Consider the following 14,676-nt stretch of genomic DNA (forward strand, 5'->3'; position numbering starts at 1 on the left):
TGCCCACGTCGGGGCAGGGGCCGCCCTTCTCAGCTCGTGCGCGGTGTGGTGTCGGTGTCCGTCGGGTCGGCATCGGCCGCCACGGCGGTCGCCGAGATGCCGTCTGCGCGCCCGACCCCGCGCTGTGCGGCCTCCAACCTCTCGGCCTCGTCGCCACTGACGGCTTCGCCGCGTGCGACGAGTCCTGCCTGATCCGACAGCGGGATCTGCTTGAGGAACAACGAGAGCAGCAGCGCGAGCACGACGAACGGCACGAGGTACCAGAAGACCGGCGCGAGAGCGTCCGCGTAGGCGGTGACGATGCCCTCCCGTACTTCGTCCGGCAGCGAGTTGAGGGTCGACGGATCGATGGTCGATGCGGCCTCGGAGGCGGCTTCGGGGGAGGCGCCGGCGTCGGCGAAGACGCCGAGCAGGTTCTCGGTCAGACGTGTGGTGAAGATCGTCCCGAACACCGCGGTTCCCAGAGACGCCCCCACCTCGCGGAAGTAGTTGTTCGTGCTCGTCGCCGTGCCGATCTCGCCGGCGGGGACCGCGTTCTGCACGACGAGGACGACGACCTGCATGATGAGGCCGAGCCCGGCGCCGAACACGAACAGGAACACGCAGATCAGCCAGATCGGCGTCGACGCCGACAGGGTGGTCATCGAGACCATGGCGATGCCGGTGATGATGGTGCCGAGGATCGGATAGAGCCTGTACTTGCCGGTCTTCGAGATCGCGATGCCGGAGAAGATCGAGGTGCCCATGAGGCCCACCATCATCGGGATCATCAGCAGTCCGGATTCCGCTGCAGATGTGCCGGAGGACATCTGCAGGAACGTCGGTACGAAGCCGATCGCCGCGAACATCCCGATTCCGAGCACCAGCCCGATCGCGGTGGCGTTGACGAAGATCGGGTTGCGGAACAGGCTCAGCGGGATGATCGGGTCCTGAACCCGCGATTCGGTGATCACGAAGGCGGTCGCGGCGACGACCAGCCCGGCGCCCCAGGACCAGGTCGCGAGCGAGTCCCAACCGAATTCCTTGTCTCCGCCGAAGTCCGTGAAGAAGATCAGGCACGTGGTCGCGATCGAGAGGAAGATGACGCCGAAGATGTCGATCGGCTTCTCGGCCTTCTTGCTCGGCAGCTTGAGTGCGACCAGCGCGATGATGAATGCCGCGATCCCGACGGGGATGTTGATGTAGAACGCCCACTGCCAGGTCAGGTGGTCGACGAAGTAGCCGCCGAGGAGCGGGCCGGCGACGGCGGACAGCCCGAAGACCGCACCGAGCGGCCCCATGTACTTGCCGCGCTCGTTGGCAGGGACGATGTCGGCGATGATCGCCTGGGACAGGATCATCAGGCCGCCACCGCCGAGGCCCTGCAGAGCGCGGAAGACGACGAACATCCAGAAGTCGGTGGCGAATGCGCAGCCGATCGAGGCCAGGGTGAACAGAGCGATCGCGATGAGGAACAGCGTGCGTCGACCCAGTACGTCGCCGAACTTGCCGTAGATGGGCATCACGATCGTGGTGGCCAGGAGATAGGCGGTGGTGATCCACACCTGGTGGTCGACACCGCCGAGCTGCCCGACGATCGTCGGCATGGCGGTGGACACGATGGTCTGGTCGAGGCTGGAGAGCAGCATGCCCGCGATGAGGGCGCTGAAGATGATCCAGATGCGGCGCTTCGTGAGCAGGAAGGGGGCGTCCTTCGTGGCGGTGGCGGACATTCAGTGCGCTTTCTGTGACGGTGCGTAGAGCGAGCGGGCGACGTCGAGGCGTCGGGTGAGGAGATCGGCGAACGGCTCGGTCGACTGGCGATGCAGCAGCTCGTCCATACTCATGCGCACGAGCGCGCCGACGGTGTGCACGACCACCTCGGCCCGCAGCTGGGCGTCGGGGGCGTCGGCGGTGCGATCGGCTTCGGCCGTTCTCCGGAGGATCAGCCCCACATCGCGCCTCTCGTTCTTCGCGAGATGCTCGAAGGCGGCCTTGAGCAGCCGCGGCTCCTGCTCGATCACGGCGAACATCGCCGGGGCGTCCTCGACCGGGTCGAACAGGTCGAAGCGGCGGAGCGTCAACCGGAGGAAGTCGTCGAGCAGATCTCCGCGTCGGGCGGCGAACTCCTCCTCGAGCGCCTCCTGGGACGAGTCGATCGTCGCGAACCCGAAGACCGCGCTCTCCTTGCTCTCGAAGTAGTTGAAGAACGTGCGTCGGGAGACTCCCACCTCGGCGCACACCTCTTCGATCGTGAACCCGGCGAACCCCTTCTCCGTCGTCAGTCGTCGCGCGGCGTCGGTGAGGGCGCGGGACGTCTCTCGCTTGCGCTGCTCTCGCAAGGAATCTGCACGTTCTCTCATGGAGTGCAATATTGCACTCTCAACCTTTGAGTGCACCGTGAGTGCTCCGTCCGGGCGGTCCGGAGATTTCTTTCGACGGATCTGTGACATCTGCCGTTCGGTATACGTCCTAGTGGTGGCGTCGCCGACCGCGACCTGCGCTTCGCACTGCGAGCGGCATGAGGAAGAAGGAGCTCACGATGACGAACACGACAGGTGGCACTCAGCCCGAGATTCAGGTCGTCACCCCGCCGCAGGGGGCTGCGGTGGGGACGACCACGATCGAGGATGCGGTGGTCGCGAAGATCGCCGGCATCGCTGCGCGTGACGTCAGCGGAGTCCATGCGCTCGGCGGGGGCGCCGCACGCATGGTGGGCGCGATTCGGGACGCGCTCAACACGACCGACCTCTCGCAGGGGATCAGCGTCGCGGTCGGCGAAGCACAGATCACCGTCGACGTGACGATCGTCGCCGAGTACCCCGTCGCGCTCCAGAAGGTCGCGGACGACGTCCGCGCCGCAATCCACCGGGACATGGTCGATCTGGTCGGGGCGGGAGTGGTCGAGGTCAACGTCACCATCGACGACGTGCACGTCCCCTCGGACGACGAAGGCGACACCGCAGACACGGACGAGGCACCGACGGCTTAAGCCGCCTCGTCGAGGACTCGGCCCCGAGACGCGGGGTCGGTGGAGAAGGAGAAGGAGAAGCCATGAGCGCTGAAGACAAGATCAAGGCCGCAGCCGAGAAGATCGCCGGCAAGGCGAAGGAGACCGTCGGCAAGGTCATCGACGACGACAAGCTCGTCGCCGAGGGCAAGGCGGAACAGGCCAAGGGCAACGTCCGCGATGCCGCCGAGAACGTGAAGGATGCGTTCAAGAAGTGACGATGCGGGGGAGAGGCCCGCACGGCCTCTCCCCGATCACTCACAGGTGGGTGAACGATGATCCGATCCAGTGGGGCATCTGTTCCGAATCCCTCAGGGGATCGGATCGAGGGGTGGGGTAGATGGAAGACGAACGCTTTCGCACAGCGCTCGAACACGCGGACGACGGCATCGTCGCCGGACGCGCGATGGATGGTGACGTCGAGGCCTTCGCGGTGCTGGTGCGCAGGTACACGCCCATGATGCGCGCATACACGCAGCGGATGCTGAATGCATCCGCTGATGTGGACGACATCGTGCAGGAATCCTTCGTCACCGCCTGGCAGCGGTTCGGCGAACTCGAGGATCCGGCCAAGGTCAAGAGCTGGCTGATGAGGATCGTGAGCCGGAAGGCCGTGGATCGCATCCGCGCGATCCGCCCGGCCGTCGACATCGATTCGATCGAGCGTCCGGCTCCGCTGCATGCCTCACCGACCGCGGTCGTCGAGGCGCGTGCGGGCGTCGCCGCGCTGGGGGCAGCGCTTCGAGAGCTGCCGGACGCGCAGCGCGAATGCTGGGTGCTGCGGGAGATCGGCGGCTACTCCTACGAGGAGATCTCCGAGGAGCTCGACATCCCCGTCTCGACCGCGCGCGGCCTGCTCGCGCGGGCCCGAAAATACATGATCGTACGGATGGAGGAGTGGCGATGACCGACGAGAGAGAGACTCGTGAAGTCCGCCGGCTCGGCCTGGAACCGACCGATCTCGACGGGCACACGCTCGACGAGCTCACCGACTATCTCGACGCGGGGCGACAGCCCACCGATCGCTCGATCGACGAGTCGCCCGGCTGTCAGCTGGCGCTGGACGCACTGGAACGGCTGCAGGGGCTCGGTGCTGAGCTCATCGCCGCAGAGGCCGCAGCCGAACCCCCGGTCGACGAGAACTGGGTCGATCGCATCCTCAGCGGCATCGCGATGGATGCGCGCGCCGGACGCCGCATCCCCTTCGAGTCGCCGGATCCGCACCTGGATCTCGCGATCACCGAGGGAGCGGTGCGCGGCCTCATCCGCTCGGCGGAGAACGCCGTGCCGGGACTCCTCGTCGGGCGCTGTCGACTCGACGGGGACGTGACGCAGGCGGGTGCGCCGATCCGGATCGAGATCGACGCGAGCGCTCTGCACGGTCAGTCGATTCCGAAGGTCGCCGACGAGTTGCGGGCCGAGGTCGATCGAGGCCTTCGCGCGCATACCGAGTTGAACGTGATCGCGATCGACATCGCGATCAAGGACGTCCGGGAGGTGTCGTCGTGGGCGGGAGAGAGCCGATGAGGGCGGAGGAGCGCGACGAGCTCGCCGCGGCGATCGAGGCGACGCTGCGATCGACACCCGGCGTTCGCAGCGTCTACCGATCGGGTTCCCTGATCTCCAACCTGCTGCGCGCAGGCGCCGAGGCGATCGGCGTGCGCAAGGACGACGAGCCGATCGTGTCGGTGGTTGCCGCGGGCGACGGGGTGGCCGTGGAGGCGACGATCGGTGTGGACTCCGGCGCGAAGTCGGCAGAGATCCTCCGCGCTGTGCACGCGGCCATCGATGCATTGCTCGGGGCGCGCGGCATACGGCGGGAGAGCATCACGCTCACGGTCGCGCACGTGCAGGCCGGCGCGTACGGGCAGGCGCACGTGGGTTCCTGAACCCGTGCCTACGACCACCGAGTGCCGCCGTCCGGGGGGACGGCGGCACTCGGTCTTGCGGAAGCGATCAGGCGGAGGCGGCGCGCAGTCCTTCGATGAGCGGGGTCGTCGGGCGACCGATCAGACGCGAGAGCGTGCCGTCGGTGTCGGCGAGTGCCCCGTCCTTGATGCCGGCGTCGAGCGCGGCGACGAATCCGGCCGTGCCCTCGTCGAAGCCGGCCTCACGCAGCGCCGCGACCTGGTCGTCGAAGCCGAGACGCACATACGAGACCTCGCGTCCGGTCAGTTCGGAGAAGGTCGCAGCGAGGTCGGAGTACGTCCAGGCGACGTCGCCCGCCAGCTCGTACACCTTGCCGATGTGCCCGTCTTCGAGCGCCACTGCGGCCGCAGCGTCGGCGAAGTCCCTGCGGCTCGCCGAGGCGACACGTCCGTCCCCGGCGCCGGCGGCGAGCACACCCGTCTCGGCAGAGCGGGTGAGGTCGGCGATGTAGTTCTCGGTGTACCAGTTGTTGCGGAGGATCACCGCGGGCACGCCTGCAGCGGCGATGAGCTCTTCCGTGGCCTTGTGCTCCGGCGCCAGGACCAGGTCGCTCGTGGTGGCTTTCGGCACACTCGTGTAGACGAGCTTGGAGACGCCGGCGGCCTTCGCCGCATCGATGACCGCTCGGTGCTGGGCAACGCGCTGACCGACCTCGGAGCCGGAGACCAGCACGACGGTGTCGATGCCTTCGACGGCGGTCGCGACCGAGGTGGGGTCGGAGTAGTCGAGGTGCACGACACGCACGCCCAGATCGGCGGCCTTTTCCGTGTTGCGAGCTCCGGCGACGATCGACTGCGGGTCGGCGCCGCGCTCGAGGAGGCCGGCGATGATGAGGCGGCCGAGGTTGCCGGTCGCACCGGTGACGAGGATGGTCATGAGGGTCCTTTCGTAAGTGACATCCTCGACAACCCGAGAGCGGGTATCCCGCATTCCAACCAGCGGGTACCCACTTTGAAGTAAGGTACCCACATGTCGGTTAGTTTCGCGCAGATAAAGGAATCCACTCCGTTCGTCTTCGATCAGAACTGCGGCACGCGCGTCATCCTCGATCACATCATGAGCAAGTGGGGCGTTCTCGTGCTCTCCTGCCTCTCCGACGGCACCCACCGCTGGGGCGCGCTGCGACGGGAAGTCGACGGCATCAGCGAGAAGATGCTCGCCTCCACCCTGCGTACGCTCGCCGACGATGGATTGGTGCACCGGGAATCCCTCCCGACCGTGCCGCCGCACGTGGAGTACAGCCTGACCCCGCTCGGGCGTGACCTGATGGAGAGGATGCTGCCGTTGATGGAGTGGGTCGCCGACCATGCTGACGGCATGCTCGAAAGGCCCTGATTCCACGGATTCCGTCGTGAAGGTCCATTCTGCGCTTCGGATTCAGATGGTCGAAGAAACCCGTTGACGCGATAACCGCAGTGGCTCTACTGTTCTGACATGGCAGCAACGACGCCGATTCATCTGGAACGACCCGACGGCAAAGGTCTGGCTGCGGGAACACTGGGGCTCTGGGGCTCGACCGTCATCGGGCTCGCCTCGACGGCGCCTGTCTACTCGCTCGTCGCGACGCTCGGCTTCGTGGTGCTCGCCGTGGGTGCCCAGGCGCCGATCGCCTTCATCATCGCCTTCGTCCCGATGCTCCTGATCGCATTCGCCTATCGCGAGCTCAACAATGCGGTCCCCGACTGCGGGACGACCTTCACGTGGGGGACCAAGGCCTTCGGCCCGTGGGTCGGGTGGATGGGCGGCTGGGGTGTGGCTGTGGCCGGCATGGTCGTGCTCGCCAACCTGGCCCAGATCGCCTCGGTCTACTTCTGGTCCCTGATCGGGCAGGACCTGGAGAACAACGACTGGCGGGTCGTCGCGGTGGCCGTGCTCTTCATCGCGGCGATGACCTGGGTCAGCTGGCGCGGGGTCGAGATCGGCGAGCGCATCCAGAACATCCTGCTCGGCATCCAGTACCTCGCGCTCGCGATCTTCGTCGTCACCGCGCTGTGGCAGTTCTTCGCCGGCACCGCACCCAATCCGACCCCGTTCGACTGGGAGTGGATGAACCCGTTCGCGTTCACCGACTGGTCGGGGTTCACCGAGGCCATCCTGCTCGCACTCTTCATCTACTGGGGGTGGGACACCTGCCTCGCCCTGAACGAGGAGACGAAGGACCCGAAGCGCATCCCGGGCCGCGCAGCGCTGCTGACGACCGTGATCCTGCTGTTCACCTACGTCGCCGTGACCATCGCGGCCATGATGTACGCCGGTCTCGGAGAAGACGGCACGGGCCTGGGCAACGAGGCGAACGCCGACGACTTCTTCCTGGCGATCAAGGACGGGCTGCTGGGACCGTTCGGCTGGGTGCTGGTGGTCTCGGTGATCATCTCGGCGATCTCGTCGACCCAGACCACGATCCTCCCCACCGCTCGCGGCACGCTCGCGATGGGTGTGTACCGCGCTCTGCCCGCCCGGTTCAAGGAAGTGCACCCGACCTACAAGACCCCGTCGTTCTCGACCATCGTGATGGGCGTGGTCGCATCGCTCTACTACGTCGGCATGACGCTGATCAGCGACAACATCCTGCAGGACTCGATCCTCTCGCTGGGACTCGCGATCGCGTTCTACTACGCCATCACCGGGTTCGCCTGCGTCTGGTACTTCCGCAAGGCCCTGACCTCCTCCGCCCGCGAGCTCTTCTTCAAGGGCCTGTTCCCGCTGCTGGGCGGGCTCATGCTGGCCTGGGCGTTCATCCAGTCGGCGATCGACATGTGGGACGTCGACTACGGCTACACGGTCCTGTTCGGCATCGGCGGCACGTTCGTGATCGGCGTCGGCTCGCTGGCCTTCGGTCTGGTGCTGATGTTCCTCTGGTACCTGTTCCCGCGATCGAAGCGGTTCTTCCGCGGTGAGAGCCTGAACCGGGAGACCCAGGTGATGGTGCCGGACGAGCCCGCCGTGACGATCCGTTCCATCGACGGAGGCATCTGAGGATGCCGGTCGCGACGGCGGATCTCTACGACGAGCTCGAAGAGGGGATCCAGTCGCTTTCGCTGCAGCTGCGCTCGTTCGGCCGCAGGTCGGCATTCGACGGTCCGATCCGCACGGTCCGCTGCTTCGAGGACAACGCGCTCGTGAAGTCCGTGCTGGCGACACCCGGTGCGGGCGCCGTGCTCGTCGTCGACGGTGCCGGCTCGCTCGAGACGGCGCTCATGGGTGACCTGATCGCGGCGTCGGCGGTGGCGAACGGATGGGCGGGCGTCGTGATCAACGGGGCGATCCGCGACCGCGTCGCGATCGATGCACTCGACCTCGGTGTCAAGGCGCTGGGCACGAATCCGCGCAAGAGCGCGAAGCTCGGTGCGGGCGAGGTCGACGTCACGCTCGTGATCGCTGGAGTGGTCTTCCGGCCCGGGGTGCATCTCTACAGCGATGAGGACGGCATCCTGGTCGAGCGCTGAGGGTCGCCCGGTGCTACCGGGGCGCTTGTCCTAGGCTTGCTGCGTGCGCATTCGGCTCGACATCGCCTACGACGGCACCCACTTCCGCGGGTGGGCGAAGCAGCCGACTCTCCGCACGGTCCAGGGGACGCTGGAAGCCGCGCTCGCGCGCATCGTCGGCTCCGACGTGCAGTTCGTGGTGGCAGGCCGCACCGACGCCGGAGTGCATGCGAGCGGGCAGGTCGCGCACGTCGACCTCGACGAGAAGCAGTGGTCGCGCATCGAAGCGAGGCAGGGGCGCGCACCGCTGGAGCCAGCCGAGACCATCGCCGGGCGCATGCGGGGGGTGCTCGGCGCCTACTCCGATGTCACCGTGACCCGCACGTCGATCGCTCCTGAGGGGTTCGACGCCCGGTTCTCCGCCGTCTGGCGACGCTACCGTTACCGTCTCGCCGATGGTCAGGCGGGCTACGATCCGCTGCGCCGCCACGACACGACCGTCGTCCGCGGTCGCCTCGACGAACGCGCCATGGATGCCGCGGCGAGGACCCTGATCGGACTGCACGATTTCGCGGCGTACTGCAAGCCGCGTGAGGAGGCGACGACGATCCGCACCCTGCTCGACTACCGCTGGGAGCGCGATGCCGACGGCGTGCTCGTCGCCGAGGTCAAGGCCGATGCGTTCTGCCACAGCATGGTGCGCGCGCTCGTGGGCGCCTGCGTGGCCGTGGGCGAGGGGCGCCTCGGCGTCGACGACCTCGTGGTGCTGCGCGATGCGCTCACCCGGACCAGCGAGTTCAAGGTGCTCGCTGCTCGCGGCCTGATCCTCACCGAGGTCGGCTACCCCGCAGACGAGCTGCTCTCGTCCCGCGCCACTCAGACCCGAGCCCGTCGCGATCGAGCGAGCGGCTGAGATGACGGCGCCGACCGGTGACCGGCGTCGTCGCCGGCATCGTGACGTTCGCGCGCTCTCGGTGCGGGCATTCTCGGAATCCGCTGGGGATACGACGACGATCCGGAGCCGGGGCACAGCAGGGGCGAGTAGCGTGGAACGGTCATGAAGGTCATCTCGTACAACCTCCAGAAGCACCGGGCCGCCGGCGAACTCGCGGCGCTGGTGGGCGAGCACGATCCCGACATCCTCTGCCTGCAGGAGTGCGATGTGCCTGAGCTGCCGGCGCAGATCGGCGATCTCGTGCTCGCGGACGCCACCCAGGGCAACCGCCTCGGACTCGCGCTCTTCTATCGTGCGAGCACGTTCCGCCTGCAGGCGATCCGCATGCTCGGCCTCAAGAAGTCGCTGCACGACCGCATCGCGAAACCGGCGCACGAGCGCGTGCTCGGCGCGCGACTGAGCGACATCGACGACCGCCAGGATTTCATCGTCGCCTCGTTCCATGCGGCCCCGCTGACCGCGTTGAACTCCCTGCGACGCCACCAGATCCGTGCCGCGCTCACCGAGCTCGCGGCACTCGGCGAAGGTCTGCCCCAGCTGATGGTGGGGGACTACAACTACCCGATCTTCAAGGAGAACCTCGGCCAGGCCGTGCGCGATCACGGATACGCGCTCTCGCTCAGCGACGACCACACCTACACGCGCTACCGCGTCTTCCGCGGGCACTACGACTTCGCCACCTCCACCGGGTTCGAGATCGAGCGCATCACCACGCTGCCGCAGGGGGCGAGCGATCACCGGCCGATCCTCGTGACGGTCAAGCCCGACTGAGCCCGTGGTTTGGGCATACGGCGCGGCGTGGCGTATGATTTCTCTTTGGTGCCTTTCCCCGCTCGCGGAGAAGGGGCATCGTCCGAACGTGAGCCCTCCACTGGCGTGTTCCTCCCTGTCGGGAAGAACCACCCCGGAGTGGGATTCACGAACTTCTCCGTTCGACACAAGAAAGCAGCACTATCGTGACGCGCACTTACACCCCCAAGGCTGGCGAAGTCCAGCGCGATTGGGTCGTCATCGACGCCACCGACGTCGTTCTCGGCCGTCTGGCTTCGCACGCCGCTACGCTCCTGCGTGGCAAGCACAAGCCGACCTTCGCCAACCACATCGACTCGGGTGACTTCGTCATCATCGTGAACGCGGAGAAGGTCGCGCTCACCGGTCAGAAGCTCCAGAAGAAGATGGCCTACCGCCACTCCGGTTACCCGGGCGGCCTGAAGTCGGTCACCTACGCCGAGCTCCTCGAGAAGAACCCGGTCCGCGCTGTCGAGAAGGCCATCCGTGGCATGCTCCCCAAGAACAGCATCGGCCGCCAGCAGCTGTCCAAGCTCAAGGTGTACGTCGGTGCCGAGCACCCGCACGCCGCGCAGCAGCCGACGCCGTACACCCTCGACCAGGTCGCCCAGTAAGCGCCGTAAGACTTAAAGGACATACTCGTGGCTGACATCCAGGACACCACCGAAACCCCCCAGAACTTCTCGACGTCGACTCCCGAGACCGACGTGGTCGAGGCGGCTCCCCGCCCCGTCCTCAGCGTCCCGGGTGCCGCTGTCGGCCGTCGCAAGCAGGCCATCGCCCGCGTGCGCATCGTCCCCGGCTCGGGAACGATCACGGTCAACGGCCGCACGATCGAGGACTACTTCCCGAACAAGCTGCACCAGCAGCTGATCAACGACCCGTTCACCGTGCTGAACCTCGCCGGTGCATACGACGTCATCGCGCGCATCTCCGGCGGCGGCCCCTCGGGCCAGGCCGGTGCGCTTCGCCTCGGCATCGCCCGTTCGCTGAACGGCATCGACGAGGAGAACAACCGCCCGACCCTGAAGAAGGCCGGCTTCCTCTCGCGCGACGCTCGCGTCAAGGAGCGCAAGAAGGCTGGACTCAAGAAGGCCCGTAAGGCGCCTCAGTACTCGAAGCGTTAAGGTCAACTGCTCCGATGCCGATCTTTGGCACGGACGGTGTGCGAGGACTCGCCAATGGCATCCTCACCGCCGACCTGGCGCTCACCCTGGCCCAGGCGACTGCTGTCGTCCTGGGCCAGGGCCGTACTGCGGAGGCTCGCAAGGCCGAAGGCAAGCGACTCACCGCAGTGGTCGCCCGAGACCCCCGGGTCTCCGGACACTTCATCGCCGCGGCCGTCGCCGCAGGTCTCGCCTCCTCCGGAGTGGACGTGCTCGAGGCGGGAGTCATTCCGACGCCCGCGCTCGCATTCCTCGTCGCCGACCGTGACGCCGACTTCGGCGTGATGATCTCGGCGTCGCACAATGCTGCGCCCGACAACGGGATCAAGATCTTCGCCCGCGGAGGCCGCAAACTTCCCGACGTGGTCGAGCAGCGCATCGAAGAGGCCATGGCCGGCGACAAGCTGCGCCCCACGGGCGCCGGAGTCGGTCGCATCGATCGGTTCTCCGACGCCGAGGACCGCTACGTCATGCATCTCCTCGGATCGCTCCCGAACCGCCTGGACGGCATCCATGTGGTGCTCGACTGCGCCCATGGCGCGGCATCCGGCGTCTCGCCGGAGACGTTCCGCGACGCCGGCGCCGAGGTGACCGTCATCGGGGCCGACCCCGACGGCTGGAACATCAACGACGGTGTCGGCTCGACCCACCTCGACAACCTCGCCGAGGCCGTCGTGCGTCTGGGCGCCGACATCGGCATCGCCCACGACGGCGACGCCGACCGCTGCCTGGCGGTGGATGCCGAGGGAAACCACATCGACGGCGACCAGATCATGGCCATCCTCGCGGTGTCCATGAAGGAGCGCGGTCACCTCACCGACGACACCCTCGTCGCGACGGTGATGAGCAACCTCGGTCTGCACGTCGCGATGCGCGAGCACGGGATCACCGTCCGACAGACCGCTGTCGGAGACCGCTACGTGCTCGAAGACATGAACGAGGGCGGCTACGCGCTCGGCGGCGAGCAGTCCGGTCACGTCATCATGAGCGAGTACGCCACCACGGGTGACGGAATCCTCACAGGCCTGCATCTGGTGGCCGAGATGGCGCGGCAGAAGAAGTCGATCGCCGAGCTCGCATCGGTGATGACCGTCTATCCGCAGGTTCTCATCAACGTGCGCGATGTCGACAAGGACCGCGTCGCAGACGACGAGGTCGTGCAGCAGGCCGTGCGCGACGTCGAGATCGAGCTGGGTGATTCCGGACGCGTGCTGCTGCGCAAGTCCGGCACCGAGCCGCTGGTGCGTGTCATGGTGGAGGCGGCCGACGCAGAGTCGGTGCATGCCTATGCCGGACGACTCGCGGCGGTGGTGCAGGAGCGCCTGTCGCTCTGACGCCCGCGCAGATTCAGTGACGGCCGACCGCTGTGATCAGCGGTCGGCCGTCTCGTTCTGGGGGCGTTGCGCGGCCTCGCGGTGCGCGCGGAGCGCGCGGGGAGTGGCGCCGTACTCCTCCTCGAGTGCGCGACGCAGGCTGATGGGGGACGGGAAGCCGGCGCGCTGCGAGATCTGCTCGATGCTCAGCGAGTCGAACCGGCTGTCGAGCAGGAGCGACTTGGCCAGACGCGCCCGCTGGTGCCTGATCTCGCCGGCCACGCTGTTCTCCGCCTCCGCGAAGACCAGCTGCAGCTGGCGCAACGACGATCGCACTTCCCGGGCGACCCGTGCGGGGTTCAGCGCGGGGTCGCTGCACTGCTGCGCGATGACGGCGACCGCCTTGTCGCGCAGAGCGGCGTGGGGGGAACGGTGCCCGGATGCCCCGTCGGTGCGGTCGAGCAGGATGGCCCCGCTCATCTCCACGATCAGGCGCTCGATCGCGTACCGTTCGGTCGCGGTTGCCGTGTCCTCGACGGCCAGGACCTGTTCGACGAAGGCCTGCATCGCGCGGTCCAGGGGGCGTCGCTCCTCGAGGACCTGAGCGGAGGCGGGCAGGGCCGCGACGAATGCTCCGAGCGTGGCCCGGGGGACATACGCGGCGGTGATGCTCCAGGAGCCTGCGCACCGCACGTGCTGGGCGATCCCCGGCGGCGCGACAACGAGTCCGCCCTCGACGGGCATCCACGGGCCGTTCGGCTCTTTCGTCACGAGTCTGGCGGCATCGACGAAGGCGAAAACGGCGTGGTCGGGGCGTGCGGTGACGGTGTCGATGGACAGTTCACTGGCTGCCCCCTGCATCGACAGCAGGATTACGGGGCCGGGCGTTCGCTGCGTCGCCGTGATCCTCGTGCGATCGTCGACGACGTGCACGCCGTGTGAGAGCAGCTCTCCGGAGCCGATCTCCCTCACATCTCCCGGACTCACGCGGCCTCCCCCGACGCCGATGACCATGGGGCGTCCCCGACACTGGGCCGGTGCTCGCCGGGCTCGTGCCTCCCGCGCCCCGTTTCGACCGGCCGGGGGAGGTGCTCGCTTGGTCAGAGGATACCCGCGGCGACGGAGGCGGCAACAGAGGCCGTCCCTCCGTGCGCCCGGTCGCTCAGCGTCGGGATTCGTTCCAGCCCAGCTGCTCGATGTACCGCAGCAGCACGCCTTCACGCAGCGCCCACGGCGACACCTCGAGCTCGTCCACGTCCAAGGCGGTCATCGCGGCGTGCAGCGACACGGCGGCGGCGACGATCTGGAACGTGCGATCCGGAGTGATGCCGGGCAGCTCCTGACGCGCGGAGGCGGGAAGGCGTGCAAGGCGTGGGATCCACGATCCGAGCGATGCGCGCGGGAGCAGCATCCGCTCGCTTCCCGACCACCCCGGTGCCGGGTAGCCCACCAGTCGGGCCAGAGAGCGGATGGCCTTCGATGATCCCACCACGTGATCAGGCCGGGGGAGCGCGACGAACCGCGGGAGGACATCGGCCAGGGTCGTCGCCGCGTGGGCCCGCAGTCGTTCCACATCGCTCTCGCCCGGGGGATCGTTCGGCAGGAACTGCACCGTCATGCGCCCGGCGCCGAGGGGGACGGATGCCGCGGCGTCGGGCATCTCCTCCGCGCCTGCGGCGATCTCGAGTGAACCGCCGCCGATGTCGAGGAGCAGGATCTGTCCGGCCGACCAGCCGAACCAGCGTCGTACCGCCAGGAATGTCAGCTCGGCCTCGGTCTCCCCATCGAGCACCTGCAGGGGCTGGCCGAGAGCCGCTTCGATGCGGGCGATGACCTCGGCCCCGTTGCGCGCATCGCGGACGGCGCTCGTCGCCGTGGCCAGCAGCGCGTCGACGCGCTCGCTCTCCGCCACACGCCGCGCCTGCGCGACCGCGGACACGAGGGCGACGACGCCTTCTTCCGAGATGGAGCCGTCGGGCGTGAGGTAGCGCATGAGGCGCAGCACCGTCCTGTCGCTCGTCGTCGCGAGCGGCCGTCCGCCGGGGCGGACGTCGGCCGCCAGCATGTGGACGGTGTTGGATCCGATGTCGAGGACTCCCAGGCGCACGGA

18 protein-coding genes are annotated in these 14,676 nt (G+C 67.7%); 13 read left to right on the forward strand and 5 right to left on the reverse strand.

From position 1 onward, the window contains the following. Positions 1-29: 29 nt before the first annotated feature. Positions 30-1,712 (reverse strand): MDR family MFS transporter, encoded by a 1,683-nt coding sequence (locus D514_RS20830; protein WP_017828196.1) that lies wholly within the window; start codon positions 1,710-1,712, stop codon positions 30-32. Continuing rightward, a complete protein-coding gene (locus D514_RS20835) occupies positions 1,713-2,342 on the reverse strand; it encodes a TetR/AcrR family transcriptional regulator (protein ID WP_051056532.1) in 630 nt (209 codons plus the stop codon). A gap of 179 nt (positions 2,343-2,521) precedes the next feature. Here D514_RS20835 and D514_RS20840 point away from each other — a divergent pair, with 179 nt between their 5' ends. The 5 genes from D514_RS20840 (at position 2,522) to D514_RS20860 (ending at position 4,878) form a co-directional block, all read left to right on the forward strand. After that, a complete protein-coding gene (locus D514_RS20840) occupies positions 2,522-2,971 on the forward strand; it encodes an Asp23/Gls24 family envelope stress response protein (RefSeq protein ID WP_236610892.1) in 450 nt (149 codons plus the stop codon). Between the two features lie 62 nt (positions 2,972-3,033). Beyond that, positions 3,034-3,207: a CsbD family protein gene (locus D514_RS20845; RefSeq protein ID WP_017828199.1), complete on the forward strand. Its 174-nt coding sequence runs from the start codon at positions 3,034-3,036 to the stop codon at positions 3,205-3,207. Positions 3,208-3,329: 122 nt separating this feature from the next. Then, complete coding sequence (locus tag D514_RS20850) at positions 3,330-3,896, forward strand: RNA polymerase sigma factor (RefSeq protein WP_017828200.1); 567 nt, start codon at positions 3,330-3,332, stop codon at positions 3,894-3,896. Beyond that, entirely contained in the window at positions 3,893-4,516 is a 624-nt protein-coding gene (locus tag D514_RS20855; protein ID WP_017828201.1) for an Asp23/Gls24 family envelope stress response protein, read from the forward strand. Before D514_RS20850 ends, D514_RS20855 begins: the two co-directional genes overlap by 4 nt. Beyond that, entirely contained in the window at positions 4,513-4,878 is a 366-nt protein-coding gene (locus D514_RS20860; protein ID WP_017828202.1) for a hypothetical protein, read from the forward strand. Before D514_RS20855 ends, D514_RS20860 begins: the two co-directional genes overlap by 4 nt. A 67-nt stretch (positions 4,879-4,945) precedes the next feature. Here the strand turns inward: D514_RS20860 and D514_RS20865 are convergent, their stop codons facing one another. After that, positions 4,946-5,794 carry an SDR family oxidoreductase gene (locus D514_RS20865; protein WP_017828203.1) on the reverse strand — a complete coding sequence of 283 codons (849 nt, stop codon included), beginning with the start codon at positions 5,792-5,794 and terminating at the stop codon, positions 4,946-4,948. A gap of 93 nt (positions 5,795-5,887) precedes the next feature. On the opposite strand from D514_RS20865, the gene D514_RS20870 reads away from it, so the two are divergent. The 8 genes from D514_RS20870 to glmM all read left to right on the forward strand — a co-directional run bounded on the left by D514_RS20870 (position 5,888) and on the right by glmM (position 12,587). After that, complete coding sequence (locus D514_RS20870) at positions 5,888-6,253, forward strand: helix-turn-helix domain-containing protein (protein WP_017828204.1); 366 nt, start codon at positions 5,888-5,890, stop codon at positions 6,251-6,253. Between the two features lie 99 nt (positions 6,254-6,352). Then, on the forward strand, positions 6,353-7,894 hold the full coding sequence (locus D514_RS20875) for an APC family permease (protein WP_017828205.1): 1,542 nt from the start codon (positions 6,353-6,355) through the stop codon (positions 7,892-7,894). Positions 7,895-7,896: 2 nt separating this feature from the next. Continuing rightward, the gene (rraA, locus tag D514_RS20880; protein ID WP_017828206.1) at positions 7,897-8,364 is read left to right on the forward strand and encodes a ribonuclease E activity regulator RraA; all 468 of its coding nucleotides are present in this window, start codon (positions 7,897-7,899) and stop codon (positions 8,362-8,364) included. Between the two features lie 43 nt (positions 8,365-8,407). After that, positions 8,408-9,256: a tRNA pseudouridine(38-40) synthase TruA gene (truA, locus tag D514_RS20885; protein WP_017828207.1), complete on the forward strand. Its 849-nt coding sequence runs from the start codon at positions 8,408-8,410 to the stop codon at positions 9,254-9,256. 144 nt (positions 9,257-9,400) lie between these two features. Further along, positions 9,401-10,069, forward strand: a complete 669-nt coding sequence (locus tag D514_RS20890) for an endonuclease/exonuclease/phosphatase family protein (RefSeq protein WP_017828208.1) — start codon at positions 9,401-9,403, stop codon at positions 10,067-10,069. A 185-nt stretch (positions 10,070-10,254) separates the two neighbouring features. Next, complete coding sequence (gene rplM, locus D514_RS20895; RefSeq protein ID WP_017828209.1) at positions 10,255-10,701, forward strand: 50S ribosomal protein L13; 447 nt, start codon at positions 10,255-10,257, stop codon at positions 10,699-10,701. Between the two features lie 27 nt (positions 10,702-10,728). Next, on the forward strand, positions 10,729-11,214 hold the full coding sequence (rpsI, locus tag D514_RS20900; RefSeq protein WP_017828210.1) for a 30S ribosomal protein S9: 486 nt from the start codon (positions 10,729-10,731) through the stop codon (positions 11,212-11,214). 14 nt (positions 11,215-11,228) lie between these two features. After that, positions 11,229-12,587 carry a phosphoglucosamine mutase gene (gene glmM / locus D514_RS20905; protein WP_017828211.1) on the forward strand — a complete coding sequence of 453 codons (1,359 nt, stop codon included), beginning with the start codon at positions 11,229-11,231 and terminating at the stop codon, positions 12,585-12,587. A gap of 36 nt (positions 12,588-12,623) precedes the next feature. Here the strand turns inward: glmM and D514_RS37935 are convergent, their stop codons facing one another. Both D514_RS37935 and D514_RS20925 read right to left on the reverse strand, forming a co-directional pair. Beyond that, positions 12,624-13,553, reverse strand: coding sequence for a helix-turn-helix domain-containing protein (locus tag D514_RS37935; protein ID WP_144052908.1), 930 nt, complete (start codon positions 13,551-13,553; stop codon positions 12,624-12,626). A 175-nt stretch (positions 13,554-13,728) separates the two neighbouring features. Beyond that, positions 13,729-14,673, reverse strand: coding sequence for a Ppx/GppA phosphatase family protein (locus D514_RS20925; protein ID WP_017828213.1), 945 nt, complete (start codon positions 14,671-14,673; stop codon positions 13,729-13,731). Positions 14,674-14,676: the final 3 nt, after the last annotated feature.

This window comes from Microbacterium sp. UCD-TDU, assembly GCF_000340625.1.
Taxonomy (GTDB): domain Bacteria; phylum Actinomycetota; class Actinomycetes; order Actinomycetales; family Microbacteriaceae; genus Microbacterium; species Microbacterium maritypicum.